Raw genomic sequence first — 25,914 nt, forward strand, 5'->3', positions numbered from 1 at the left:
GGCGGCTGCCTCCTCACCGGCCGCCAGGCCGGCCGCGCCCGCGGCCGAGGCCGGCGGATCACGACCCGTCAGGCCGGACAAGCCCGAGGTCGCCGTCGTCATGCCTGGTCAGCCGCCTTCCGCATCACGTGAGGGTGTGACGGAACGTGCGAGCTGGAAGCGTGAGTGCAGACCGAGTTTCCGGTAGACGCGGGTGAGGGTCGCCTCGACCGTCTTGACGCTGACGGTGAGGGTGGTGGCGATGTCGCGGTTGCTCGCTCCGGCGGCGGCGAGTTCGGCGCAGCGTTGTTCGGCCTGGGTGAGGAGGGAGCGGGCGCCGTTGTCCGAGGGGCTGTGCTCGAGCCGGTGGAGGGCGTGGGTGGCGGCCTCGGCCCAGGGGTGCGCTCCGTGGGCGGTGAAGAGGTCGACGGCGCTCCGGGCTGCCGCGCGGGCGCTCGCGCGTCGGCGTCCGCGGCGCTGGGTGTGGCTGAGTGCCAGCAGTGTCCGGCCCCGCTCGACGGGGAGGTGGCGGAGGTGGTCGGCCACGTCGGTGAGCCGGCGGGCAGCCGCGTCGTAGTCGCCGCGCGCGGCGTCGAGGAGGGCCTGGACGCGGTCCAGGGACGGGAGAACGGTGTGCCTGCCGAATTCGGTGGCGGTGTGGCGGGTGCCGGTCAGCAGTTGGTGGGCCTGTTCGAGGTGTCCCATGGTGACGAAGGCTTCTGCCAGGTCGGCGTGCCAGCGCAGGACGGACGGGTCGTGGACCTGCTGGAGTCGCTCCAGGTCTCGTACCTCCTCCAGTGCCGCAAGGGCTTCTCTGGGGCGGCCGGTGACGAGGAGGAGGTGTCCGAGGGCGAAGAGGTTGCGGGAGAGGAAGACCTTGTTGTCCTCCTGCCGGGCTGTGTCGGCTCCGCGGCGTGCGTGGACGAGGGCGAGGTCGGTGCGACGGGCGGTGCCCTCGACGAGGGCGGAGGTGTAGCACGCCGGTGCGGGTGACAGGGCGGTCGTGTCGGTCAGCGCCTGGGCGCGGTGGGCGTGGTCGAGCGCCCTGGCGCATCGTCCGGCGCGGAGTTCGGCCTCGGCGAGGCCGCGCAGGATGTCCACGGTCGCTTCGGCGTCTCCCGTCCGCTCGGCTTCGGCCAGCAGGGGGAGCAGTGCGGTACGGGCCTCGTCCGGCCGATCGTCGAAGAGCGCGTGCCGGGCGGCGAGGTGCTGGGGTGTGGCGTTGGGGGGAACGGGGGCGGTGCGGGGCAGGGCCAGGGCGCGGTCGAGGGTGGTCTCGGCGTCGGGGTGGCCGAGGACGCGCTGGACGCGGGCCTGCATCGTGAGGGCCATGACGGTGGTGGCGGTGTCACCGCTCGCTTCGGCGAGGGTGGCGGCGCGGCCGGCCAGGGCACACGCCCCTTGCGGGTCGCCTTCGTTGACGTTGGCCCAGATGGCCTGGCGGATGAGGATGCGGGCGGTGAGGTCGGACCGTCCGGCCGCTTCGTGGAGTGCGTCGGCGAACAGCTCGTCCACGCTGTGCAGGTGCTGGCCGCTCGCGTCGATCAGGGAGATGAGGACGTCGACGCGTTGGGCGGGTGTGGTGTCGCGGCCCAGGACGAGCCGGGCGGCGGCCCGGCCGCGGGGGAGGTCGCCGTAGTGGGCGGCGTCGCGCACGGCGGTCAGGGCCCGTTCGGTGAGCAGTTCGCTGTCGTCGTGCGGGGTGCGCTGGGCGGCCAGGAGGGACAGCTCGGCCGCGAGGGCGTGTTCGCCGCGCAGCCGGGCGCGTGTGGCGGCGCGGTCGGCGCGGCCGGCCGACCGCGGGTCGGCGGCGTCGGTCGCCCACGCGGTGTGCCGGTCGCGGCGGACGCTGTCGCGGCTGGTCTCGGCCAGGCGGGCGTGGAGGAGCCTGCGCTCGTGGGCCGGCAGCCGGGCCACGAGTTCGGTGCTGATCGCGGACGCGGTGAACCGCAGCGTGTGGGCGGGCTGCCCGAAGTCGACGAGTCCGGCCGCCTCCGCCTCGGCCACCATGGCCTCGGCTGCCGGACCGGCGAGATCGCTCAGCAGGCCGAGGTCGGGCCGGTCGTCGAGTGCGGCGAACGTCAGCAGTTCCTGGACTTCCCCCGACACGGTCGCCAGCCATTCGCCCACCAGCCGGCGGGCCGGGCGAGGGAGGACCGGGTCGTCCTCGGCGACGTGGTGGAGCGGCGCGGCGGAGGTGTGGCTACGGGCCTGCGCCAGCGCGAGGGCCAGCGTCGGGTTTCCGCCGCTGTGGGTGTGGATGCGCGTGACCTCGCGGGGGCCGAGCCGGTACGGGGAGAGCAGGGTCGCGAGCTGGGGGGCCGTCAGGGGCGGGACGCGTACGGCGCAGGCGTCCTCCCCGCACCAGTGGCCTGCGGTCCCCGGGCGCCAGGTGTGCTGCGCCGCGATGACGGGGAGGTCCGGTGTCAGGCGCAGCGCCCAGCCCAGGACGGCCGCGCTGGCCGCGTCCAGCCACTGGGCGTTGTCCACCACCAGTGTGACGGGTGGTAGCTCCCGCAGCAGGGCGGTGGTCTGTCGGCGCAGTCGAAGCGCCGGACCGGCGTCGTCCGGGGATTCCGGCCGGTCGGTGACCGCGTCGAGTCCGGCCGCCAGTTCCCGCGCGGCGGGAAGTGCCGGGAGCGCCAGCGCGAGTTCGAGCAGTCCGGCGTACGGGACGTGTGCGTCCTGCGCGTGCGGGGCCAGCCGCAGGAGGGGCAGGCCCAGCCGTCGCCCCAGGGCGCCGGCGGCGGTGGTCTTGCCGCTTCCGGGCGGCCCGAGCACGACCACCCGGCGGGCGCCGTGGGCGTCTTCCGGCAGCACGGGACCGGTCCCGTGGGAGCTGTCCACCCGTATCGCAGAGTCTCGCATCGGGCCATGGTGCGCTTGCCGGGCCACCCCGGTCCAGGTCAAGGGGTTCCCCTGATGTCGGCGGCCCCGCTCGTCTCTAGCCTCATGGCCACAGCCGGGCCAACAGCTGCCGAACGCCCCCCGCACCCCTGATGACGTTCTGCGGCACATCCCCGACAGGGCCCGGCGGAAGGATCTCGATGAACCGCAAGAACGCCCTGGCGGCCGCTGTCGCGGCAGCCCTCGCGCTGGGCACGGTGACCGTGGCCGCCACCCAGTCCACCGCGGCCACCCGCGCCGTCGCGGCGGCCGGCGACTCCACGGCCCGCCCCGGCGCCGGGTTCCGGGCGATGACGGCCGACGCCCGCAGCGAGGCGATACGCACGGCCGGCGGGAACGCGGCCGCCACCGCCGGCGAGCTCGGCCTGGGACCGGCCGAGCGCCTGGTGGCCAAGGACGTGCTGATCGATGTCGACGGCACCCGGCATGTGCGCTACGACCGTACCTACGACGGCCTGTCCGTGATCGGCGGCGACCTGGTGGTCCACCTCGCCAGGGACGGCGGGATCACCGGCTCGGACCTGGCCCACCAGGGCGCGATCAGGATCGCCGGCACCACGCCGAAGCTGACGGCGGCCGACGCCTCGGCCGCGGCCGTCAAGCACGCCAAGCACGTGAAGAACCCGAAGGCCGGCGGCAGGGACAGCAGCACTCTGGTGGTGTACGCGGTCGGCAAGACTCCCGTACTCGCCTACCGTTCGACCGTCACCGGCGCGGGCGAGGCAGGCGCGGCGTCGCGTGAGGCGGTGATCGTCGACGCGTCCAGCGGCGCACCGCTGGACCGGTACGAGCTGCACCAGAACGTCACGGGCACCGGCAACGGCGTCACAGCCGGCCAGGTCTCCATCGAGACCACCCAGTCCGGCAGCGGCTACACCCTCACCGATCCCGCGCACGGCGGCACGATCATCTACGACTCGTACCACAGCCCGCAGTCGAACCCGAAGCAGAACGCCCGGACCTTCTCCCGGACCACGAACTCCTGGGGCAACGGCACCACGTCCAGCCGCGAGAGCGCCGCGGTGGACGCCTCCTACGGTCTGGCCAAGACCTGGGACTACTACAAGGAATCCTTCAACCGCAGCGGCATCCGCAACGACGGCCGCGGTGCCCCCGCCTACGTGCACGTCGACACCAACCTGCTGAACGCCTTCTACGACGACGACTGCTTCTGCATGTTCTTCGGCGACGGCTCCTCCCAGAACGGAAACACCCCGCTCACCACGCTGGACGTGGCGAGCCACGAGATGAGCCACGGCGTCACCGCCGCCACCGCCGACCTCACCTACTCCGGCGAGTCCGGCGGCCTCAACGAGGCCACCAGCGACATCTTCGGCACCATGGTCGAGTTCTACGCCGGCAACGCCGGTGATCCGGGCGACTACTACATCGGCGAGAAGCTCAACATGTCGGGCGGCTACATGCGCCGGATGGACAACCCCTCCGCCGACGGCACGTCGCTCTCCTGCTGGACCTCCGGCGCCGGCTCGGTGGACGTCCACCACTCCTCCGGCATCGGCAACCACTTCTTCTACCTGGCCGCCGAAGGCACCGGTGCGAAGACCATCGGGGGACGCTCGCACAACGGAACCACCTGCAACAACGACACCTTCAGCGGCATCGGCAAGGACAAGGCCGCCGCGGTCTGGTACCGCGCCCTGTCCGCCTACATGACCTCCACCACCAACTACGCCGGCGCCCGCACCGCCACCCTGCAGGCCGCCGCCGACCTGTACGGCGCCAACTCCCAGGAGCGCTACCTCGTCTCCAGGGCCTGGGCGGCCGTCAGCGTCGGCACCGCCCTGCCCGACCCCGGCACCGGCACCCCCACCCCCTCGCCGACCACGCCCCCCAGCGGGAACGCCCTGACCAACGGCAGCTTCGAGCAGGGCACCGGCAGCTGGACCCAGAGCGACGACATCATCACCAACTCGACTCTGCAGGCCGCACGTGACGGGTCCTGGTACGCGTGGATGATGGGTTACGGCGCCGCCGCGGTCGAGTCCCTGTCCCAGTCGAACGTCGCGGTGCCCGCCACCGGCGCACCGAAGCTCACCTTCTGGCTGAAGGTCACCACCCAGGAGTCCGGCTTCACCGCGTACGACACCCTCAAGGTCAAGGTCAACGGCACCACACTCGCCACCTACTCCAACGCCAACGCCGGCTCCGGATACGTCCAGAAGACCGTCGACCTGTCCCCGTACACGGGCCAGACGGTGAAGCTGGAGTTCGCCGGCGTCGAAGACGCCTATCTGTCGACCGTCTTCCTGGTCGACGCCATCGCGATCGGCTGACCGGGGCAGTCCCCCACCAGCGTTCCTGCGGCCGGGCCCCGGTGGGTGCTCCGGCCGCGGGAGCCGCCGCATGCGTGCGGAGCGCCCGGCAGCGGCGTCCGCGGTGCGCACGCGGCGGCCTTCGCTTCACGGGTTCAGGACGTGTTCGAGCGCCGCTGCCCTCGACGCCCTGCGCAGCCGGCCCGGCCGACCACACCGCACCTGCCGGTGACCCCGGCGGGGGCCGGGACCTCGTGCTCAGCGGCGGCGGCCGCCCCGTCGGCGACGGAAGCGGCTCCGGCCGGGGTCAGTGACCGCCGGGCGCCGCACCCGCCGCGACGTCGAGCAGGGCGCGGGAGGGGCGTTCGAGGGGGGTGAGGAAGTCCAGGTCGTCGAGCGGCTGGTCGGTGAAGAAGCGCAGCAGGAGTTCCGAGACCTCTCGGTGCCGCTCCAGGGCGGAGAGGTGGTCCGTTTCGCGCACGAGGGTGAACACGCTGTCCTCGATGCCGGCCGCGACGGCACGGCCGAGGTCGGGGCGGGTGAGCGTGTCGTGTTCGCCGGTGAAGCACAGGGTGGGGATGCCGGTGAGGCCGCCGGCGGGGAGGCCCTGCCAGTCGATGACCCGGCGGGTCGATGCGTGATGCCGTTGGAATCCGTTCCCCTGGACGGCCGCCATGTCGCGGGCGAGGAGCCGGGTGACGGCGGCCCGGTTGCGTACCGGCCGGTCGGCGGGGGCCATGAGCGCGTCGACGCTGCGGCGGGCGTAGCCGTCGGCGTCGCCGGATGCGAGCGCTTCGACCATCGCTTCGAGGCTCGCCAGCCCCTCGGGGGGATAGATCGGAGCGGCTCCCGTGAGGGCGAGACGGGCGACGTGCCGCGGGTGTTCCTGGGCCAGGCGGTAGGCGACGGGCACACCGTAGGAGACCGCGTACAGGTTCACCCTGCCGAGGCCGAGGCGTTCCAGCAGGTCCGTGAGGACATCGGTGAGGAAGTCGAATCCGTAGGAGGCCGGCAGCGCGTCCGCCCCGCCCGAACCCGGGAGGTCGACGCTGACCAGGGTGGCCGCTTCGGCCCACGGCCGTTCGAGGCGGCGGTAGGAGTACATGTCCTGGAAGGCGCCGCCGATCACGACGATCGGCTCCGTGCGGGGCGCCGGGTTCTCCACCACTCGGCACTGGTAGCCGAAGCCGGAGAAGGCGAAACGATGCACCTGGTCAACAGACATACGGGAAGGCTCCAAAGACGGGAAACGCTTACCGCGATCAACGAGTCACCCACTTGACGGATCTTGTTCGCTGCCCACCACCACACGATCGGGTCACGGCCTGGGCGCATGTGGCAGCGGCACGAACCGCAACGGGCACCGTCCCGATTCGTTGCCAGCGTGCGGCGTCCGGTCCCCGCCGGAGCCACCACCGCTTCACCGAGACACGGGAGCAGTACATGTCCGCGACCTGGGACACGGCATCACCCGACGGCGGCCGCTTCGTCAGCTACGCCGGAACGCTCCTCGACGTGCTGGGCGGACATCCCGATCGACCCGTGGTGATCACCCCGGACCACGTGCGCGTCTCCGCGGCCGAACTCCGGGACACGACCATCCGACTGGCCCGTTCCCTGGCCGCACGCGGTATCGGTCCGGGCACGACCGTCGCGCTCCTCACCGGCAACAGCGCGGAAGCGCTGGCCGCACGCCACGCCGCCGCCCTGGCCGGCGCCCGCCTGGTCTACCTCTACGACATGCTGCCGCCCGACTCCCTCGCGCACATCGTCCACAGTGTCGAACCCCGGCTCCTGCTCGTGGACTCGGTTCGTCACCCGGACGTGGAGCGGCTCCTGCCCCTCGTGCCCGCGTCGGCCGTGGCAACGCTCGGTCCGGGTCCGCGCGGCAGGGACCTCGTCGACATCCTCGCCGAAAGCACCCACCAGGCTCCCGTGCCCCTCCCCACGAGGGTCGGCCCTGACGACGACTGGTGCATCCGCCACACCAGCGGTACCACGGGTGTTCCCAAAGCCATCCAGGTGACGCATGGCCAGTACCGCAGTTGTCTGCGGAACCTCCGTGTCGACGCGGGCGACCCACCCCGCTTCCTCGCCTGCACTCCCCTCTCCCATGTCGCCGGGCTCTGCGCCGACCTGACGCTGCTTCAGGGCGGGTCGGTGGTGCTGCAGAACGGGTTCGAACCGGGCGCCGTCCTCTCCGCGATCGAGCGCGAGCGCGTCACCCACACGTGGCTCCTGCCTCCCCTTCTCCACCAGTTGCTCGACCATCCCGCCCTGCCTGCGACCGACGTGTCCTGCGTCCGGCGGATCACCTACGGGGGCAGCCCGGCCGCGCCGGCGAGACTGCGGCACGCGGAGGAGGTCTTCGGGCCCGTGCTCCACAGCTGGTACGGCCAGAGCGAAACCCTCGGACTCACCGAGGTGAGCCCCGAGGAGCACACGGTGGTCGGGCGCCACGGTCAGATCACCGTCGGCCGGCCCATGGCCGGCGTCGAGATCACCGTCCGCGACGAGCACGGCGAACCCGTGCCCGTGGGAACGCAGGGAGAGATCGTGGCCCGCGCCCCGGGGATGATGTCCGGCTACTGGAAGCAGCCGGAGCTCACCGCCGAGGTCATGCGGGACGGATGGGTCCGGACCGGCGACGTCGGATACCTCGACGAGAGCGGTTACCTCTTCCTCGTCGACCGGTGCAACGACATGATCAAGGTGACGGGCGGGGGCATCTATCCGAGCGAGGTCGAATCGGTGCTCCTGACCCATCCGGCCGTCGCCCAGTGCGCCGTCTTCAGCGTGCCCGACCGGGATGCGACCGAGCACGTGCACGCCGCCGTGGTGCCCGCCCGGGGCCACGACATCAGCCACGACGAGATCCACGCCTTCGTCACCGCCCGCAAGGGCGACCAGTACGCGCCGACCGCCGTCCACCTGCTGGCCGACATCCCCCGTACCCCCGTGGGGAAGCCCGACCGGCGCAAGCTCCGAGCGCTGCTGAGCTGACGATTCCATCGACCGGCCCGTGCCGGAGCCGACGCCGGCCGGCACCACCGCCACCCGCGCCTGGGCCCTGGAACACCTCGCCGAGCCCCTCACCCTGGCCAGGCTCGCCGAGCGCGCCCGGATGAGCCTGCGGTCCTTCACCCGGCGGTTCCGCGACGAGGTCGGGGTGACTCCGGTGCAGTGGCTCACGGCACACGACGTCTGGAGTCGGCCAGACGACTCCTCGGGACGACCGATCCTCCGATCGACCTCGTCGCCCACCGCGCGGGCCTCGGCTCCGGCGACCCCCTGCGCGCCCACATGCGTACGGCCTTCGGCGTGTCGCCCGCCGCCTGCCGCCGCGCGTTCGGCACCGGCCCCCCTTCCCGGACGCGGACAGCAGGCGGAACCGTCCGTGCGACACCGCCGACGCCTCGGCGGACAGCGCCCCGGGAGGGACCCCGTCGGCGCGCTGCCACGGCACGGCAGGGCCTGCGCCATACGCTGCAACGCCGGGAGGAACCAGCCCGGACCGAGCCTCCCCGAAAGCGCGGATGTCTTGCTTGCCGTCACCGTCATCGCGGGCATTCTGTTCACCTGGTGCGTCCTGTCGCGCAGGCTCGCGCTGTGGAGCATCACCGCCCCGATCGCCATGATGGTGGCGGGCATCGCCCTCACCAGCGGCTCGGACCCGCCGCTCGTGTTCGACTTCGGCGACCTGGCCGGCTTCGAACGCGCCGTGGAGGTCGTCCTCGCCCTGCTGCTCTTCGTCGACGCGACCGAGGTTCCGGCGGGAGGCATCCGACGGGAGCGGAGCGTCGTCGCCCGTCTCCTGGGCGCCGCGTTGCCGCTGACCCTGGGCGCCGCCTTCCTGTCCGCGCTCGCCTTCTTCCCCGACCGGCCCGGATGGGTGCTCGCGACCCTGGCGACGGTCGTCGTGCCCCTCGATCTGGCGCCCGCCGCGGCCCTCGTGCGGGACGCACGCATCCCGGCGCGTCTCCGGGAGGTGCTCAACGTCGAGGGCGGCCTCAGCGACGGGATCGTCTCGCCGGTGTTCCTGATCTGCGTCGCCGCCGCGGCCGAGTACCGCACGGTCGGCTCCGACTACGCCGAGGCGCTCCTCGACGCGGTCGGAGCGGCGGGCTGGGCCGTCGGAGCCGGATCGCTCGTCGGCTACCTGGCCGGATGGCTGCTCCGCCGGTCCTGGGCGAAGGGCTGGACCCTGCCCACCGCGGCGAGACTCGCGGTGCTGAGCGTGCCCCTCGCCGCGTACTCCCTGTCGGTCTTCCTGGGCGGCAACGGCTTCGTCGCCTCGTTCGTCGCCGGCGTCTGCGTCGCCCCGGCGATGCGGCACCTCCCCGAGGACACCGTGCGGATGACGGACGACCTGGTCACCCTGTCGAGCCTCGCCCTGTGGTTCCTCTTCGGCCAGATGGTCAGCGACGAGTTCTGGGACGGCTTCCACCTGTCCGTCGTCCTCTACGCCCTCCTCGTCTGCACCCTGGTACGCCTGGTGCCCGTGATGATCGCCCTCGTCGGTACGGACCTGTCCCTGTCCGACCGGCTGTTCCTGGGGTGGATGGGGCCCAGAGGAGTGGCCTCGGTGGTCTTCGGGCTCCTCGCCGCCATCGAGCTGCGTGGCTCCGGTGGCGGCGACTTCATCGCGCGGGTGATGGTGATCACCGTCATGGTCAGCATCGTCCTGCACGGCCTGAGCGCCGAGCCCCTCGGCCGCCGCTACGCCCGAGGGCGGCGCCCCTCGCCAGAACCCCGGATCCGGGGATGAGGGCGTGGCGGCGTGTGGGTGTTCGACGGGCCCGTGCCCTCACGGCGACAGGCACACCGTCCCCCTTCGGCTCTCACCGTCCGTGGCGTTTCCCGGGTCCTGCGCGTCACCGGCGAACGACGCGGTCGCGTCGCTGAGCGGGCCCCTCGCGGATACTGTGGGATCCATGATCGAGCCCGGACGGCCGCGGCTTCGACGAAGCCAGGGCTACGGCAGGCTTGTGCGGCTGTCGCCGGTGATCCTGACCATCGTGATCGCCTGCTTGGCCTACGCCACCCCGCCGGAGATGGCCTTCAGCCGCCTCCTGCCCGCGGCACCGGCTCTGGCCGCCGCCATGTGGCCGGTCCTTCCGACCGTCCTGCTCGGTACCGTCTGCCTCCTTCTGATGATCGGCCTCAGCCTCGTCTTCCCCGATCTGGGGACGTGGTGGACATGTGCGGGGATCGTCGCGGTCACCGTGGCCGCCGCGTACGGAAGCCATGTCCGGCTTCAGCGGGAGCGCACTCTCTTCCAGGTGCGGCTCGTCGCCGACGCGGCCCAGCAGGTGGTGCTGCGGCCCCTGCCGCACCGTTTCCGGAACGTCGAGATCGAATCGCTGTACCTCGCGGCCGCCGCGGAAGCCCGTATCGGCGGGGATTTCTACGAGGTGGTCGATACGCCGTACGGGGTACGGCTGCTCATAGGAGACGTACGGGGCAAGGGCCTGCCGGCAGTGGGGGCGGCCGCAGCGATCGTCAACGCCTTCCGGGAGGCGGCACACGGCGAGGCGTCCATGACCGACGTCGCTCGCAGGCTGGACGCCGGCTGCGCCCGGCACAACGCCGCCCATCCGCCCGAGGCACCGATGGAACGCTTCGCCACCGCGCTGCTCGTCGAGATCCCACCTCGCGGCAACCGCATCACCATCGTCAACTGCGGACACCCCCCGCCCTTGGTCCACAGCCCGGACCACGTGCGCGTCCTGGAGTCGTCCGCCCCGTCGCCCCTGCTCAGCCTGGCGGAGTTGCTCGGTGACCAGTACCGTGCGGACGCCTTCGACTTCGCTCCCGGCGAGCTTCTCCTCCTCTACACGGACGGGATCGCCGAAACCCGCGCCCGGGACGGTGAGTTCTTCCCGCTGACGGAGTGGATGCGCCGACAGCCCCCCACGCCTCCCGGTGATCTGCTCACGGCCCTGCACCGCGACCTCCTCCGTCACAGCCGAGGCAGCCTCGACGATGACGTGGCCGCCCTGGCCGTACGCCTGCGACCTTCATGAGCCGTGCGCACGGAGAGGCCGTTCACCCCCACGCCGCTCGGGCCCCGAGCCGACCGTCCACCGGGTCCGGCGGTGTCGCAAGGCCGTCACGCCACGGGCAGGGCCTGTTCCGCCCAGATCGTCTTCCCGTCCGGCATGTAGCGCGTCCCCCAGTGCTCGGTGAGCTGGGCGACCATGAACAGTCCACGTCCGCCCTCCTCGTCGTTGCCCGCGTAACGGGCATGGGGTGAGGTGTGCTGCGAGTCGGAGACCTCGCAGATGAGGGAACGGTCCCGGATCAACCGCAGGCCGATCGGTCCGGAGGCATGGCGGATCGCGTTGGTGACCAGCTCGCTGACCACCAGTTCCGTGGTGAAGACCAGATCGTCCAGTCCCCACCGCCCAAGCTGTTCCGCGGCCGTGGCACGCGCGTGTGCCACGAGGGCGGGGTCCGAGGGCAGCTCCCAGGTCGCCACCTGCCGTGCCCCCAGCGCACGGGTGCGCACCACGAGGAGCGTCGCGTCGTCCTGTGCCTGGCCCGATGCCAGCTCCGCGACGATCTGGGCGCACAGGCGATCGGGCGACGATCCTCGCTGCTCGCCGAGTACGGCCGCCAACCGGTCCAACCCCACGTCGGTGCCCTTTCCCCGGGCCTCCACGAGGCCGTCGGTGAACAGGACGACCAGGCTTCCCTCGGCGAGCTCCACTTCCGCGGCCTCGTACGGAAGCCGTCCCACGCCCAGAGGAGGCCCCGGCGGCAGACGAAGGAAGCTGACGGGGCCGTGCGGCTGCAGCACGGCCGGCGGCAGGTGTCCCGCCGCCGCCCAGGTGCTCGTCCGGGAAGCCGGATCGTAGATCCCGTAGACGCACGTCGCTCCGACGGCGCCACCGCGGTCCGCGATTCTCCCGTTCTGCTCCGACCCGTCCTTGCCGACCTGATCGTTCAGCCGGGCCAGGAGTTCGTCGGGCGCGAGGTCCAGCTCGGCCAGGGTACGCACCATCGCGCGCAGTCGCCCCATGGTGGCGGCGGCCCCCAGGCCGTGGCCGACCACGTCCCCCACGACGAGTCCGACGCGTGCCCCTGACAGGGGAATCACGTCGAACCAGTCGCCGCCGGCGCCGAGGTGGCTGTCGGCCGGCAGGTAGCGGCTCGCCGCCTCGACCGCGCTCAGCTCGGGGAGCGATCGCGGCAACAGGCTGCGCTGGAGCACGAGCGCGGCGGTACGCTCCCGGCGGTACCGCCGGGCGTTGTCGATGCACACGGCGGTCCGCGACGCCAGTTCCTCGGCCACGGACCGATCGCCGTCGTCGAAGGGTTCGGAGCCCTCGCCCCGCGTGAAGGTGACGAGGCCCAGGGGCGTCCCCCGCACGATCAGCGGGACGTACAGCCGTGTCGGCGCGACCACGGCGTCCGCGGTCGACCCGCCCCTGGCCAGGCTCTCGGCCTGCGGTGATCCGGCGGCGTACGAGACCCCCGCGCCCACGCGGGAAGGCCCCCCGCCGGAATCCGCCACGCGTACGAGGTCCCCTGCCGTGACCGGCTTCGGTTCCTCTCCCTCGAGCACTTCTGCCGCCACGTCGACGAGCACGGCGTCGGCGTACTGCGGCACGGCGACCTCGGCGAGCTCCGCCGCCGCTCCGGACGGGTCGAGCGTCGACCCGATCCTCGCGCCCGCCTCGGCGAGGAGCGCGAGGCGCTGCCGCGCACGGTAGTGGTCGGTGACGTCGATGGACTGTTCGCACACGCCCACCGGTTCTCCCCGGCCGTCCAGCAGCCGGAAATAGGAGGAGGACCAGACGTGCTCGCGCCGCGGGTCGGCCGGGGAGCGCCCTCGGAAATGCACGTCGATGACCGGCTCACCGGTCTCGAGGATCTGCTGGACGAATTCCTCCGGGGGCGCCATGTGCTGGGCGGTGAGGACGTCACCGGGAAAGAGTTCGGTCATGGAGCGGCCGAGCGACGCCGTGAGGTCGCCGCCGAGTTCCCGGACACTGGACGCGTTGGCCCACAGGAGGCGCGCGCCGGGACCGTAGATGGTCAGTGTCACCGGCGACTGGGTCACGAGCCCCTGCAGCATCGCCAGTCGGGTCTCCCACCAGCGCAGGCCCTCCAGCTCAGCCGCCATGAGGACGGCGGAGGGGGCCTGACGGGAAGAGAGCCCGTCGGAGGCAGGGGTGAGGGGGTGCAGGGTCACCGCCACCCGGACGGTTTCCCCGCTGCGGTGGCGCACGTCCACGACGGCACTGCGCGTCCCGCCGAGCCGCAGCCGCTGGCCCGGCCCCGGTTTCTCCGATCTGCCGCGATCGGCTTGTGAGGGTGCTACCAGGTCCAGCGCCCGGCGCCCCAGCACCTCCGAAGCCGCATACCCCAGTAGGGCCTCCGCCTCACGGCTCCACCCGACGAGCACTCCGTCCGCGGAGAGCAGGGCGAAGCCGGCCGGGGGCGGGCCGAGGCCCTCGCCTCCGTCCACCTCGGCGGGAGGAATGAACGGTAGCCCTTCCATGCCCCCATCATCCTTCCCTGCGATCGCGACCGCAGCGCACTCGGTCCGGCCCGCGACCCGGCCCGATGGCGCTCCGGGGGACGGGGCGCGTGCGGTTCCTGCGTCACATACGGCACGCGCACGGTCCCGGACGCCGCCCGGTGGTCGTCTTGCCTGCCGAGCCCGCACGCCTCGATGACGCGCACGCCGGGCGTCCGGTGGTCCGCCCGGCTGGGGTAGCCGTCGTGGTCGACGTCCGTGGTGCCCACCGGTCAAGGCCATGTACCACCACCGGGCCGCACCATGTCAGCGGCCGGCCGCTACGAGCAGCGGGACGAGCGTGCGGCCCTCCAGGGCCTGCCGGTACGCCCCGCGCCGCTCGGCGTGCACGCTGCGACGGGCCAGGCACAGCGTCCCGGCCGGCACTCCGCAGGTGGGGCAGGGAACACCGAACGCGCCGTGCCCGTACAGCCGCTGCGTCTCGTACACGGCGTCCAGGACCGCGTCGGCGATCCCGTCTCCGAAGGACGGGGCGCGGCGTGGCGTGAGGGTCGTACTCATGGCGGGGCGATCTCCTCAGTTCGGCGGAGGACGGCGTCGAGGTCGTCCCGGGAATTCGGTCTTGCCGTCGCCTACCCGTCGGCACGGAAAGGAGTCCTGGTTCACGGCTCGACTGCGACGAGTCCCGTTCTACGGGACGGGTCTGACAACGAGGGCGGAACCGGTTCCGGGGGCCGGAGCCGGTTCGGGGGGCCGGAGCCGGTTCCGGGGGCTGCCCCCGGGCCGGCCGCGGCCCCTGCCGCTTCCCTCGGGCAGGCGCCCCGAACCTCCGGACAACCGGCAGGGGCGAAACCCTTGGCCGGCCGACGCGGTCTCCCCGTGTCTTCACCGAAGCTCGGACCGACAACCCGTTCGGACCAGGCCCGCGGCGGGGGCACACAGCGGAGTCCTCCCAGGTCAGGCCAGGTGGCGAAGCCGTCAGGAAGGGCTGGTGGGTGCCTTGCGGGCTGGCAGCGCACGATGACCGGCCGTTTCCTGGCAGCACGTCCGCCAGGAGACAGGAGGAACTCATGGCCAAGCAGGGCAAGGCGAGGTCCACCTCGCTGAACGAGGTCAAGGCGAGCCTGGACCGGGCCTCCGCCGACGTCGACCGTGTGCTGGGGCTGCAGGGTATGCAGCCCGAGGGAGGTGCTGCCACGCCCGCCGTCGCAGGTTTCCACAGCACCCAGTCGATCGGCTGCAGCACGTACAGCGTGGCATGCGGCGGTGGCGGCGGCGGAACGGTGCAGATGTGACCGCGGAAGGATCACGAGACCGCCGGGGCCCCTCGCGGGGCCCCGGCGGATGAGCGCCCGTGGACCGCCAGGCGGCCCTGGCTGCCCACCACCTCTTCGGCCTCGCCGATCCCCGGCATTACGAGCCTCTGTCCCGCAGAGCCATCACCCCTGAGTACCGCGACGCGCTGTGCCGGCTGCTGCCGGACGCCTGGGTTCTGGAGCGCGGGGACGTCTGGCTGCACGCGCGGAGGGCGCCGGGATCCAGCGGGCGGTCGGCTCCGCCGCCCACCCAGGGCTTCAAGATCCATGTCTCCTCCGCCCCCGTGCACGCCGTCCGCCTGCTCGAGCTCGTGGTCCCCGTGTGCGTGTCGTACCGCGTCGAGTTCAAGGCCGCCGCAGACCCGGGGATGCTGGCCGTGCTCAACTCGAAGACACAGCAACGTGGCTTCTCCGGCAAGTTCATGACGCTGTACCCACCCGACGAGCACGTCTTCGCCGAGCTGATCGAGACCCTGTACCAGCGCACGGCCGACGAAGCCGTCGAGGGGCCGTACATCCTCTCCGACCGCCGCTACCGGGACAGCAGGGTGCTGTTCTACCGGTACGGGGGCTTCCGGCCGCCACGGCGACTCAACATCGACGGCACGCAGAGCACGTTTCTGGTGGCGCCTGACGGCTCGTACGTGGCCGACGAACGGCTGCCCCTCTTCCGGCTGCCGCCCTGGGTCCGCGACCCCTTCGCCGAGGAGCCGGCGGAGCGACCGGCGTCCGCGGCCGCGGCGCGGTCCGGCACGGAATCCGACGGCACACTCCTCCACGACCGCTATCTCGTCGAGGGCGCCCTCGCCTTCTCCAACGCCGGTGGCGTCTATCACGGCACCGACCGGCTCACCGGGCATCGGGTCGTCGTGAAGGAGGCCCGGCGGCTCACCAACTGCTGGCAGAGCGGAGACCGCACGGTCGACGCGGTCGACATGCTGCGCCACGAGTACGAGGTACTGCGCCGGCTGGAGGGCCTGGACTCCGTCCCCCGGGCGGTGGACCTGTTCCGGGAATGGGAACACACGTTCCTGGTGGAGGAACGGCTGGAGGGTGTCGCTTTCCACGACTTCTGGGCGCGCGACGAGGTCATCCTCGCCCCGTACATCCGACGGGAGGGAAGGGTGGACCGGTTCGTGCCCCTGTTCCGGGAGGTCGCCGGCCGCCTGGTCCCCATGGTCGAAGAGGTGCACGCCCGCGGTGTGGTCCTCGGCGACCTCTCGCCGAACAACGTCCTGATCGACGCCGACACGCTGCGGATGCGGTTCATCGACTTCGAGAGCGCCGTCCACGAGGACGACGAGGCGGCGATGCTGTCCTACGGGACCCGCTGGGGCACGCCCGGCTTCCTTCACCCGGACCGCTCCTCGCGCAGCCGGCTCCTCCCCTGCGACGACTGGTACGCCGCGGCCATGCTCCTCTACAGCACCGTCGTGCCCGCCACCGCGTTCTTCGGCCTCAACCCCGCGGCGAAGGACCTCTTCCTCGACGAACTCGTCGCCCTCGGCGTCCCCCCGCAGGTGAGGTCCGTCGTGTCGTATCTGGCCGCCGCCCGGGTCGACGAGGCGAAGAGAGTCCTGGCCGACTGGAAGGACGGATGACGCCATGACGCCCCTGGTGACCGAGAGGCGCGGCTCCGGGGACGGTGTCCCGGCCTGCCCTGAAGCGGAGGTCCGGCGCACCGTCGACGGGATCGCCGGCCTGCTGCTCCGTACCTTCGACGAGCGGCGCACCGACCGCCTCTGGCCCGCCGACTACACGGTCTTCGCGACCAACCCCCTGAGCGTGGCCTACGGCGCCTGCGGGCCCGCGCTCCTGCTCGGTTCGAGGATGCGCGGCGGGGCGGCGCCGGCGGCCGGGCTGCCGCCCGAGGTGGCGGCCTGGATGCTGGGCCGGCCACTGGACAACGACACCTACCCGCCGGGGTTGTACGTCGGCTTGGCCGGCATCGCATGGGCCTTCCACGACCTGGGCTGGGAGGAGCGGGGCGAGGCCGTGATGACCCTGCTGCGCTCCTCGCCCCTGCTCTACGACGATCCGAGCGTGTTCCTCGGCGTCGCCGGATGGGGACTCGCCTCGCTGCGCTTCCACGCGCGGACCGGGCGGCAGCTCCATCTCGACCGTGCCGTGCAGGCGGGCGAGCACCTGCTCAGAACGGCCGAGCGCGAGGGCGACACCTGCTCGTGGCGGTCGTCTCTCGACGGTCTCGTCCATTACGGGTACGGCTACGGGGCGAGCGGCATCGCCCTCTTCCTCCTCCACCTGCATCTTGCGACCGGTGAGGAGCGCTTCCGTTCGTACGCCGTACGGGGTCTGGAGTTCGACCTGGGCCGTGCGAGCGAGAGCAGCCTCGGCCTGCAGTGGCAGCGGGTCGAGGGCGACCCCGTGGTGTACCCGTACTGGATCCACGGAGGCGCGGGGGTCGGCAGTGTGCTGGTCCGGTTCCACCAGCTGCTCGGCGACGAGCGGTACGGCGAACTCGCCCGGCGGGTGGCTGACGACACCTTCGTCACGTACTCCTACGCGCCCGGTCTGTTCGAGGGCCTGGCGGGGATCGGCGAGTTCATGCTGGACATGTACCGCTGCACCGGTGACGAGGTGTACCGGGACAGGGCCAGTGCCATCGCCAGGACCGTCCTGTGGTTCCGGGTCGAGGAGGAGGGCGGGATCGCGTTCCCTGGCCGTTGGCTGAACCGAATCGCCCACGACTACGCGACCGGCTCGGCGGGCATCGGCATGTTCCTGTCCCGGCTGGTCGCCCCCGGCGAACGCGCCTTCGTGGATCTGTGAGGGCGCGGCGGGCGCCGCGGAGGCCCGCCGAACCCCGCGACCATGGCACGCCTCGACAGCCTCGGTGGTAGCAGGGGCGACTCCTCCCCGGCCCGGCCGCTGTCGGGCCGCGTGCCCCCGGCCGGCCGGCACCCGCGGTGCGCTCGGTCCTGAACCACGTGTCGTGGCCGGGGACATGGGGTCGATGACCTCGACCCGGCCGGAGCGGGCGCCGTTCGCGGTCCACCTCATGCGGAGCGTGGCGAAGGCGTATCCGCTGTCCAGGTGGCAGTGCTCCGGCTCGTCCTTCTGCGGCGGGGCCGGCACCCGGCCGTACGCGACGTGGGCCGGCGTCGGCGAGACCACGGAGACCTGACGGGGATCGACGCTGGTCCCTACCGCGAGCTCACGCCGGGCTCCGGGGCTCGGGCAGTGTCCGGCCTCGTCCGGGGAGCGCTCCCGGCAGGCATGGAGCGTCCGAGATGTCGGAGTCAGTGATCGACACGGGCCGTCTCCGTGACGGCCGGGGAGGGACGCTGCCGCCCAGCTGTGGGCGACGAGCACGCCGGCGCCGGCGAAGGGGAACGGCGCCAGGGGAAGTCAGCGCTCTGTGAGCCGGTGCGAAGTCGCGACACCCGCAGCAGCTCCGTCGGCGTTTCGGCCAACCCCCCTTCTCCGCAATCCTGTTGCGGGAAGCGGGTCGATGCATTCTCCACACTCCTCCGCCCGCACCATCCCGGGGTTCGACGCTCGACCGAAATACACACGTTCGATACTCCGGCTGGCTCGTTGAGCCTCGCGAACCCACCCCGCCCACGAGACAGGGGGACAGCTTGACCGTGGACAGCACCACACAGGCGAGCGAAGGCGAGGGCGGAGGCGCCGCCTCCTCGCGCCCGGAGGTGCCTTCTGGGTCGTCACCGAGATCGCCGGCCGCCGCACGACCACCGACCCGGCCCTCCTCGGACTCGGCATCTCGCCGGCGGAGGCCGGACTCCTCACGACCGGCTGGTCCGTCGTACGGACCGCCGACCTCGGCGTCCTGCGCTGCCACGCCCTGCGCCCCTAATCACCCGCCCCGCGAACGGAAGGAAGTACCCCGTGCTGGACGTCGAGAAGCACATCGGCGAGATCTGGACCCTCTACGGCCGTCATCAGCTCGGCCGCTCGTTCGACCTGCCGGAGCTGGACGACTGGGCCTGGGACATCCCGCAGGCCGGGCCCGGCATCGATGTACTCGGCGATGTCGCCGGCCTGCGCGTTCTCGACCTGGGAGCCGGAGTCGGCCGGCACGCCGCACACCTGGCCGCCCGCGGCGCCGCCGTCACCGCCGTCGACGCCTCCCCCACCCAGCACCAGCGCGCCCTCGCCCGCTACCCCGACACGCCCGGCCTGCGCCTCGTGTGCGCGGACGCGGTCGACCACCTGCGGGAGGCCGACCCCTACGACCTGGTCTACTCCGTCAGCGGCGTCCCCTTCATCGATCCGCACCGCCTCCTGCCCTCGCTGGCCGACGGCCTCACGCCCGGCGGCCGGCTCGTGTTCAGCGCCCTGCACACCAACTCCCACGGCGACGGCCCCTCCGACACCGTCACCGCCCGCCCCGAGACCCAGCGGCTCCCCGGCACAAGCACGGAGCACCGGATGCACATGTGGGTCCTCGAGCCACGGTTGTGGGAGGAGCTCCTCGTCGACCACGGCCTCATCATGGAGACCGTCGCGACGATCGACTCCCCGCAGGCCGACCGTCCGCTGTCGTACCGGCTGTACGCGGCACGCCGCCCGGGTCGACGGATCGGCGGTGCTCGCGTACCGCAGGGAGGTCGCAGCGCGTGATGGTGGGCGGCGGCCGCCGCCCACGACGGCTTCGCGGAGCTGCTCGCCGAGCGGGCCCGCGGAGTCAGCTGTCCTTGGGTGGTGCGTCCTCGTAGGGGTTGCGTGGCGGGGCCACAGGCTTGAGGGCTCCGGCGTCCATGATCGGGACGGGGTGCTCGGCGGTGACGTCAGCGGCCCGCCAGACACCGGTGACCTCGACCCAGGTGTCGTTGCCCGGTGCCTTCACGCCGTGGATCTCCACGCGCAACGTCCTCGCGTCACCGGCGCAGCAGTTGAGCTTCAGGCGGTTGAGGTACCAGGTGTCCGGGCTCTTGCCGGCGGTGACGAATCCGAGCAGCCGGATCTTGCGGCCGCGCAGGCTCATCGAGTCGTACACGGAGCGTCCGATGAACTCCTCCAGAGCCATCGGGGTGGTCGGCGCGTCGGCCAGTTCCTCGTAGGCGGTCTGCTCGACGCGCGCCGCCGCGCCGTCCCGCGAGGCCGTGTAGGAGCCGAGCGCCGGCGGGGCGACGAAGAGGAGGGTGAGGGCAGGTACGGCGAGGAGCCAGGCGACGCGCGTGGCACCGCCGTGGTCGTGCCCGTGCCCGTCGTGCCCCGCGGTGTGGTCGTCCGCGGGATCGTGCCAGTGTCGGCGGCCTGAGGCGTCACGCCGCAGAACCGGCTGTCGCAGGCGTCGCGCCGCTTCGGCACCGATACCCGCGAGGCCGAGGAGGACCAGCAGGATGCCGGAGGCGACGAGGTAGGGCCGCAGCCCTTCCTTCACGTACCGGAGGTACATGTCGCTGCCGACGGTGGCGCGCAGCAGGCTCGCACCGGTCAGCACCAGCAGGAGGGGCAGGGCGAGTTCGCCCAGCGGGCGCGGTTGTCGCGCGCGGGTGGGGGGAAGTCCGGTCACAGGAGTACGCCTCCGACGAGTACGCAGCACAGGACGGCCACGACGAACGTGCCGGCGCAGAAGCGCCACGCGAACGCCCGCCCGAAGGCCCCCGACTGCAGGGCGATCAGCTTCATGTCGACCATGGGCCCGACGACCATGAACGCGAGGCGGGCGGTGGGCGAGAAGCCGGTGAACGAGGCCGCGACGAAGGCGTCCGCCTCCGAGCACACCGACAGGAGCACGGCGAGCGTCGCCGCCACGAGGACGCCCAGCCACGGCGAATCGGAGAACGCCTCCAGGACGGAGGGCGGTACGAGGACGTTGAAGGTCGCCGCGGCCATGGCGCCGACCACGAGGAATCCGCCCGCGTGCAGGAAGTCGTGCTGCAGCCCACGCCGGAACGCACCCCATCGGCCCGCGCCCGGCGCCTGCTCCGCGTGCCCCGTCGGCAGCCGCAGCCACTCCTCGCGCCCCAGCCTGATCCAGAGCCAGCCCATGACGACCGCGGTGACCAGCGAGGCGGCCAGACGCGCGGCCACCATCTCCGGACTGCCGGGGAACGCGATGGCCGTCGAGACGAGCACCACCGGGTTGACCGCGGGTGCGGCGAGCAGGAAGGTCAGGGCCGCCGCGGGGGCCACGCCCCGCCGCATCAGGCTGCTCGCGACCGGCACCGAGGCGCACTCACACCCCGGCAGCACGACCCCGGCGGCACCGGCGACCGGCACCGCGAGCACCGGGTTGCGGGGCAGCGCCTTGGCGAAGACCCGGGCGGGGACGAAGGCTCCGATGGCCGCCGAGACGACGGTACCGAGAAGCAGAAACGGCACGCCCTGGACGACGATGGCGACGAGCAACGTACGCCAGGCCCCGAACGCCGCGAGGTCGAACAGCCGCTCCAGCCACGGCCCGGCGAGCACCGCGACCACCACGGCCCAGACCAGCACGGAACCGACCGTGCCGTTCCGCCTGAGCGGCTTCTCCGCGCCGATACCGCCGCCCGGAGGCCCGAGGTGCTGTGGTGGTGATGCCGTCGCCGAGACCTCGGCCATGCCGCGCCCCCTCGCTCTGGTCCGCCGTGTTCGGCGGAACGGTCGAGCCCGTTCCGGAGGTCACCCGGCACGGGCGGGCACACCATAGCCGACGATAACCATGTTCATCTACGCCGGCTTCAGGCCGCCCCCCCATGGTCGCGGGCAGGCGCACGCCGGCTTCCCAACGGGCGCGAGCCGACCTCTGGACCACCCATTGAAAATGGATGCCATGAGCGTTTAGGGTCGCTCTCGTCCGCGTGCGGATCCCGCGGGCCCGCGAGGGGGACCGCGGGACCGCACGCGGACGTCCGAGGTACCCAGGTGGCACACGAAGACCAGCTCGCAACGGGTGCGCGGAGGGGGATCGCCCCCTCCGCGCACCCGCGCCCGGTTCGGTCATGGCTTCATCGCAGGCCGTACGCCCGGATGATCTCGTTCTTCACGCTGTAGCCGCTGTCCGTCGCGGCGCTCGCCCGGAGCCACGTCGAGGACGGCGCGGTAGGGCGGGTGGCCCGCCGGTACCTCCACCCACTGCACCATGCCCGAAGGGCTGCTCGAGGCCCTTCCGCCGGGGCAACACCCGCCGGTGCGCGCCGAGCTGACCCTGCTGGGGCAGGCGGTCGAGCGGGCGTTCGAAGACCCGGACCGGCGGGCGATCGCCCAGCAGGCCGACTTCCAGGGCATCGGCGGGGTGCGCCGGCCCTGACGGGGTGGTGCGAGGAGCGGATGGCGGGCTGCCCGTGCCCCCCGTACCCCCGTATGGCGGAACTCCTCGGCGCACCGCCCACCGGCGCCACCGGCGGGATCCCCAGCGCGAACTCCGGGGCGCGGGCACCGCCGGACGAGGGCAGGGGGCGGCGCTCCGGTCGCGAGACCCGGCGGGAGGGCCTTTGCTGGACGGGCGGCGGGTGCTCCGCCGCTCGCGGCCACCCGCGGACCGTTGTTCTGCAGGAGATCCGTATGGACGCCCAGCCCCGGTCGGTGTCGCCGGCGCTCGCCGTGGCCGGGCCCGTAGCGGGGCTCCGCGCCGGGAAGGAGCCGTCGTCCCCATGAGCGCACCGCGGGAGGGCCATCGGGGCCGGCGGACCCGTCCCCGGCGCGTTCGGCTGCTCCTGCCCCTCCTGCGTTCGGCGGTCGTGGTGACGGCGGCCACCGCGGCGTACTTCCTGCTGCCCCTGGACAGGGACTTCGACGGGCACACGGGCACGGTGCTGGTCCTGGGGATCCTGGGGATCGGCGCGCTGCTCGCCCTGCAGGCCGTCAGCATCGTCGGTTCGCCCTACCCGCGGCTGCGGGCCGTGGAAGCCCTGTCCACCGCGGTCCCGCTGTTTCTGCTGCTCTTCTCGGCAACCTACTACCTCTACGCGCGAGGACAGGCGGAGCCCGCCTTCTCCGAACCGCTCAGCAGGAACGACGCCCTGTACTTCACGGTGACCGTCTTCGCCACCGTCGGTTTCGGTGACATCGTGCCGGTCTCGCCGACGGCCCGGGTGCTGACCACGGGCCAGATGGTGGCCGACCTCGTCCTCGTGGGTGTGATCGCGAAGGCCATCGTCGGAGCCGTCCGGATCGGCCTGGAACGACGCCAGTCCTCCGCGGCACCGGAGGAGCCCGAACCATGACCTCTCTGCCCCCAGGTCCGGAAGGACGGAATCCATGACGGCGTCGCACGCCGGCCAGGCCCCCTCCGAAGAGCCCGTCGACTCCGCGGAGGCCGACCGATTGCGGGACCTCCTGCGGAACCCCGCCTACCGCAAGGTGCTGGTGTTCAGCGCGCTCATCGGCGTCCCGATCTCCCTGGCCGCCTTCTGGTTCCTCGCCGGTCTGCACGAGCTCGAACACGTGATGTGGGCGGACCTGCCGCAGGCACTGGGCTGGGACACCCCGCCGGCCTGGTGGCCGCTGCCCCTGCTTGCCGTGGCCGGCCTCGTCGTGGGGCTGGTGGTGACGCGTCTGCCCGGCGCCGGCGGTCACGTCCCGGCGTACGGCCTGCACGCCGACCAGCCCTCCGCCGCCGCCGTGCCCGGGGTGATCATCGCGGCGTTCGCCAGCCTCCCGCTCGGCGCCGCCCTCGGCCCCGAGGCGCCCCTGATCGCGCTCGGCGGCGGTCTGGCCCTGCTCTTCCGGAGTCTCGTCCGCGCCCCGGCCACCCCGCAGAGCACCGCCCTGCTCGGCGCGGCGGGCGCGGCGGCGGCCATCGCCGCCATCTTCGGCAACCCGCTCATCGCCGCGATCCTCCTGATCGAGGTGGCGGGCGTCGGCGGTCCCCAGCTGTTCGTCATCATGCTTCCCGCCCTGCTCTCGAGCGGCGTCGGAGCCGTGGTGTTCACGGGCTTCGGCCGCTGGACGGGCCTGGAGACGGGCAGCCTCTCCCTTCACTTCCCCACCGCTCCCCCGCGCCTGGACACCGGGGACGTGGTCTGGTCGATCGTGCTCGCGGCGGGGATCGGCGCGCTGGTGCACCTGGTGATCCTGAGTGGCCGGCTGGTCGCCGGCTTCGTGGCCGCCTCCCCCTTCGTCCGGACGGTGATCTGCGCCGTCGCCGCCGGAGGCTGCGCCGCCCTCTACACGGTCGTCACGGGGCGCACCCCCGTCGACGTGGCCTCGTCGGGACAGGCCACCCTGGCCGCACTCGCCGAGGACCCGCACGCCTGGGGCGTGGGCGCGCTCCTGGCCGTCGTGCTGTTCAAGTCCGCCGCGTACGCCCTCTGCCTGGGCAGCCTCCGCGGCGGCCTGGTGTTCCCGGTGCTCTTCCTCGGGGCGGCGGCGGGCGTGCTGCTCGCGCCGCTGCCCGGCCTCGGGGTCATCCCCGCCGTCGCCGCGGGCATGGCCGCCGCCTCGGCGGCCGCCCTGCGGCTGCCGGTCAGCAGCGTCGCCCTCGTGGTCCTGGTGCTCGGAAACGCCGAGACGATCCCGGTGGTGATCCTGGGTGCCGTGACCGCCTTCGTCGTCGGCGAGCTGCTCCCGGCCCGCCTGCCGGCGATGCGCCGCCGAGCGCCCGGGGACAAGGACGCGGGCGACGGGGCCGTACGGGGCCGGGGCGCCGTCCAGGGGTGACAGCCGCAGCCGGTCGGCCACCTGCGCGGCCGGGGCCGCGGCGGGGACCGTGCGGCACCGGATTCCCGGCCGGAACGGGAATGGCCCCCACGCCGTGGGGGCCATTCGCCTCTGCTACTCGTGTGCGCTTACGGCGCCACCTTCAGGAGCTTGTTCGCCGTGCCGGAGGAGGCGTTCTTGATGGCGTCCGGTGTGGCTCCCCCGGTCAGCGCGGCGGCCGTGTCGGCGGGCGTCGCCGAGGGGTTGGCCGCCAGATAGAGGGCCGCGGCCCCCGCCACGTGCGGCGTGGCCATGGACGTGCCGGAGATCGTCTTGACGCCGGTGTCGCTGTCGTTCCAGGGGGACGTGATCTCCGAGCCGGGGGCGTACAGGTCCACCACCGCACCGAAGTTCGAGAAGTCCGACTGCTCGTCGTCCTTGGTGCTGGAGGCCACGGTGATCGCCTCGGGCACCCGTGCCGGCGAGCCCTGACCGGCGTCGGAGGACTCGTTCCCGGCGGCGACCGCGAAGGTCACGCCGGAGGCGATGGCGCGCTGGACCGCCGCGTCGAGCGCCTCGTCGGCGCCGCCGCCGAGGCTCATGTTCGCGACCGAGGGGCCGGCGTGGTTCTGCGTCACCCAGTCGATGCCCGCCACGACCTGTTCGGTGGTGCCGGAGCCGCTGTCGTCGAGCACCCGCACGGCGACGATCTTGGCCTTCTTGGCCACACCGTGGGAGGTGCCCGCGATGGTGCCCGCGACGTGGGTGCCGTGGCCGTTGCCGTCGTCGGCCGAGTCGTCGTTGTCGACGGCGTCGAAGCCGTGCGTGGCCCGGCCGCCGAAGTCCTGGTGCGAGATCCGGACGCCGGTGTCGATGACGTACGCGGTGACGCCCTCTCCCCCGCCGTCCGGGTACGTGTACTTCTCGTCGCCGGCCGTCCCGGTCTGGTCGATCCGGTCCAGACCCCAGGACGGGGGCTTCTCCTGCGTCTCCTTGATGCTGAACCGCTTGTTCTGCACGACCGTGTCGACGGCCGGGTCGGCGGCGAGCCGCTTGGCCTCCTGGACGGTCAGACCCGAAGCCGAGAAGCCGTTGACCTCCGAGCCGTAGGCGCGCTGGAGGGTTCCGCCGTACTTCTTCGCGAGCTCCGCCTTGTTCGCGGATGCGTCGAGGATGACGACGAAGCTGCCGTCGACGGCGCCCGGGGCGCCGAGCCCGTACACGGTCCCCTCGGCCGGGGCGGCGGCCCCGGCGAGGTTGCCGGCGAACAGCGCCGCGGCGGCGGCACCTGCCACACCTGTGGCTATGGCCGCGTTGCGAAGACCGTGGGATCGCTTGTGAGTTGCCATGAAGGGGGATCTCTCCTCGTGTTGACGTGTGGGGCGTCAAACGTTCGAGA

The 25,914-nt window shown here is 72.6% G+C and carries 18 protein-coding genes and 1 pseudogene; 12 read left to right on the forward strand and 7 right to left on the reverse strand.

The genetic code is table 11. The features are described from left to right. Positions 1-108 precede the first annotated feature (108 nt). Positions 109-2,847 (reverse strand): helix-turn-helix transcriptional regulator, encoded by a 2,739-nt coding sequence (locus IF73_RS0101310; protein WP_078867887.1) that lies wholly within the window; start codon positions 2,845-2,847, stop codon positions 109-111. 179 nt (positions 2,848-3,026) lie between these two features. Here IF73_RS0101310 and IF73_RS0101315 point away from each other — a divergent pair, with 179 nt between their 5' ends. Beyond that, positions 3,027-5,180 (forward strand): M4 family metallopeptidase, encoded by a 2,154-nt coding sequence (locus tag IF73_RS0101315; protein ID WP_031002453.1) that lies wholly within the window; start codon positions 3,027-3,029, stop codon positions 5,178-5,180. 286 nt (positions 5,181-5,466) lie between these two features. On the opposite strand, the gene IF73_RS0101320 is transcribed toward IF73_RS0101315, so the two are convergent. Then, the gene (locus tag IF73_RS0101320; protein WP_078867888.1) at positions 5,467-6,384 is read right to left on the reverse strand and encodes an alpha/beta fold hydrolase; all 918 of its coding nucleotides are present in this window, start codon (positions 6,382-6,384) and stop codon (positions 5,467-5,469) included. 218 nt (positions 6,385-6,602) lie between these two features. On the opposite strand from IF73_RS0101320, the gene IF73_RS0101325 reads away from it, so the two are divergent. The 4 genes and pseudogenes from IF73_RS0101325 to IF73_RS0101335 all read left to right on the forward strand — a co-directional run bounded on the left by IF73_RS0101325 (position 6,603) and on the right by IF73_RS0101335 (position 11,185). Continuing rightward, positions 6,603-8,162, forward strand: coding sequence for an AMP-binding protein (locus tag IF73_RS0101325; RefSeq protein ID WP_031002457.1), 1,560 nt, complete (start codon positions 6,603-6,605; stop codon positions 8,160-8,162). Between the two features lie 7 nt (positions 8,163-8,169). After that, a pseudogene (locus tag IF73_RS41360) lies at positions 8,170-8,516 on the forward strand (helix-turn-helix domain-containing protein); the annotation flags it as partial. Between the two features lie 184 nt (positions 8,517-8,700). After that, positions 8,701-9,927, forward strand: coding sequence for a cation:proton antiporter (locus tag IF73_RS0101330; RefSeq protein ID WP_031002459.1), 1,227 nt, complete (start codon positions 8,701-8,703; stop codon positions 9,925-9,927). Positions 9,928-10,093: 166 nt separating this feature from the next. Beyond that, positions 10,094-11,185 (forward strand): PP2C family protein-serine/threonine phosphatase, encoded by a 1,092-nt coding sequence (locus IF73_RS0101335; protein WP_051716465.1) that lies wholly within the window; start codon positions 10,094-10,096, stop codon positions 11,183-11,185. An 86-nt stretch (positions 11,186-11,271) separates the two neighbouring features. Here the strand turns inward: IF73_RS0101335 and IF73_RS37355 are convergent, their stop codons facing one another. Both IF73_RS37355 and IF73_RS0101345 read right to left on the reverse strand, forming a co-directional pair. Next, positions 11,272-13,668 (reverse strand): SpoIIE family protein phosphatase, encoded by a 2,397-nt coding sequence (locus IF73_RS37355; RefSeq protein ID WP_078867890.1) that lies wholly within the window; start codon positions 13,666-13,668, stop codon positions 11,272-11,274. 285 nt (positions 13,669-13,953) lie between these two features. Beyond that, positions 13,954-14,208: a hypothetical protein gene (locus IF73_RS0101345; RefSeq protein WP_031002465.1), complete on the reverse strand. Its 255-nt coding sequence runs from the start codon at positions 14,206-14,208 to the stop codon at positions 13,954-13,956. Positions 14,209-14,717: 509 nt separating this feature from the next. Here IF73_RS0101345 and IF73_RS0101350 point away from each other — a divergent pair. From IF73_RS0101350 to IF73_RS0101370, 5 genes are all read left to right on the forward strand, one after another. Then, on the forward strand, positions 14,718-14,942 hold the full coding sequence (locus IF73_RS0101350) for a hypothetical protein (protein WP_031002467.1): 225 nt from the start codon (positions 14,718-14,720) through the stop codon (positions 14,940-14,942). A 59-nt stretch (positions 14,943-15,001) separates the two neighbouring features. Further along, positions 15,002-16,564: a protein kinase domain-containing protein gene (locus tag IF73_RS37360; protein WP_031002469.1), complete on the forward strand. Its 1,563-nt coding sequence runs from the start codon at positions 15,002-15,004 to the stop codon at positions 16,562-16,564. A gap of 4 nt (positions 16,565-16,568) precedes the next feature. Continuing rightward, a complete protein-coding gene (locus tag IF73_RS0101360) occupies positions 16,569-17,753 on the forward strand; it encodes a lanthionine synthetase C family protein (RefSeq protein WP_031002471.1) in 1,185 nt (394 codons plus the stop codon). Positions 17,754-17,937: 184 nt separating this feature from the next. Next, a complete protein-coding gene (locus IF73_RS0101365; RefSeq protein ID WP_158821894.1) occupies positions 17,938-18,108 on the forward strand; it encodes a hypothetical protein in 171 nt (56 codons plus the stop codon). Positions 18,109-18,833: 725 nt separating this feature from the next. Continuing rightward, positions 18,834-19,568, forward strand: a complete 735-nt coding sequence (locus IF73_RS0101370) for a class I SAM-dependent methyltransferase (protein ID WP_051716466.1) — start codon at positions 18,834-18,836, stop codon at positions 19,566-19,568. A 64-nt stretch (positions 19,569-19,632) separates the two neighbouring features. Here IF73_RS0101370 and IF73_RS0101375 read toward each other — a convergent pair whose 3' ends face one another. Together IF73_RS0101375 and IF73_RS0101380 are read right to left on the reverse strand one after the other, a co-directional pair. Then, complete coding sequence (locus IF73_RS0101375; protein WP_051716467.1) at positions 19,633-20,463, reverse strand: TIGR03943 family putative permease subunit; 831 nt, start codon at positions 20,461-20,463, stop codon at positions 19,633-19,635. Beyond that, on the reverse strand, positions 20,460-21,497 hold the full coding sequence (locus IF73_RS0101380; RefSeq protein WP_031002480.1) for a permease: 1,038 nt from the start codon (positions 21,495-21,497) through the stop codon (positions 20,460-20,462). Before IF73_RS0101380 ends, IF73_RS0101375 begins: the two co-directional genes overlap by 4 nt. 1,031 nt (positions 21,498-22,528) lie before the next feature. Between IF73_RS0101380 and IF73_RS0101390 the strand changes: the two genes are divergently transcribed. Continuing rightward, positions 22,529-23,101 (forward strand): potassium channel family protein, encoded by a 573-nt coding sequence (locus IF73_RS0101390; RefSeq protein WP_031002482.1) that lies wholly within the window; start codon positions 22,529-22,531, stop codon positions 23,099-23,101. Between the two features lie 34 nt (positions 23,102-23,135). Then, complete coding sequence (locus IF73_RS0101395) at positions 23,136-24,536, forward strand: chloride channel protein (protein ID WP_031002484.1); 1,401 nt, start codon at positions 23,136-23,138, stop codon at positions 24,534-24,536. A 128-nt stretch (positions 24,537-24,664) separates the two neighbouring features. Here the strand turns inward: IF73_RS0101395 and IF73_RS0101400 are convergent, their stop codons facing one another. Then, on the reverse strand, positions 24,665-25,864 hold the full coding sequence (locus IF73_RS0101400) for a S8 family peptidase (protein WP_031002486.1): 1,200 nt from the start codon (positions 25,862-25,864) through the stop codon (positions 24,665-24,667). Positions 25,865-25,914: the final 50 nt, after the last annotated feature.

Source organism: Streptomyces sp. NRRL F-5727, assembly GCF_000719555.1.
Taxonomy (GTDB): domain Bacteria; phylum Actinomycetota; class Actinomycetes; order Streptomycetales; family Streptomycetaceae; genus Streptomyces.

Bases quoted from the DNA above. Each gene is read 5' to 3' on its own strand.
- IF73_RS0101320 (WP_078867888.1), bottom strand. From the start codon at position 6,384: ATGTCTGTTGACCAGGTGCATCGTTTCGCCTTCTCCGGCTTCGGCTAC.
- IF73_RS0101360 (WP_031002471.1), top strand. From the start codon at position 16,569: ATGACGCCCCTGGTGACCGAGAGGCGCGGCTCCGGGGACGGTGTCCCG.
- IF73_RS0101380 (WP_031002480.1), bottom strand. From the start codon at position 21,497: ATGGCCGAGGTCTCGGCGACGGCATCACCACCACAGCACCTCGGGCCT.
- IF73_RS0101335 (WP_051716465.1), top strand. From the start codon at position 10,094: ATGATCGAGCCCGGACGGCCGCGGCTTCGACGAAGCCAGGGCTACGGC.
- IF73_RS0101315 (WP_031002453.1), top strand. From the start codon at position 3,027: ATGAACCGCAAGAACGCCCTGGCGGCCGCTGTCGCGGCAGCCCTCGCG.
- IF73_RS37355 (WP_078867890.1), bottom strand. From the start codon at position 13,668: ATGGAAGGGCTACCGTTCATTCCTCCCGCCGAGGTGGACGGAGGCGAG.
- IF73_RS0101400 (WP_031002486.1), bottom strand. From the start codon at position 25,864: ATGGCAACTCACAAGCGATCCCACGGTCTTCGCAACGCGGCCATAGCC.
- IF73_RS0101390 (WP_031002482.1), top strand. From the start codon at position 22,529: ATGAGCGCACCGCGGGAGGGCCATCGGGGCCGGCGGACCCGTCCCCGG.
- IF73_RS0101325 (WP_031002457.1), top strand. From the start codon at position 6,603: ATGTCCGCGACCTGGGACACGGCATCACCCGACGGCGGCCGCTTCGTC.
- IF73_RS0101350 (WP_031002467.1), top strand. From the start codon at position 14,718: ATGGCCAAGCAGGGCAAGGCGAGGTCCACCTCGCTGAACGAGGTCAAG.
- IF73_RS0101345 (WP_031002465.1), bottom strand. From the start codon at position 14,208: ATGAGTACGACCCTCACGCCACGCCGCGCCCCGTCCTTCGGAGACGGG.
- IF73_RS0101365 (WP_158821894.1), top strand. From the start codon at position 17,938: ATGACCTCGACCCGGCCGGAGCGGGCGCCGTTCGCGGTCCACCTCATG.
- IF73_RS0101310 (WP_078867887.1), bottom strand. From the start codon at position 2,847: ATGCGAGACTCTGCGATACGGGTGGACAGCTCCCACGGGACCGGTCCC.
- IF73_RS0101395 (WP_031002484.1), top strand. From the start codon at position 23,136: ATGACGGCGTCGCACGCCGGCCAGGCCCCCTCCGAAGAGCCCGTCGAC.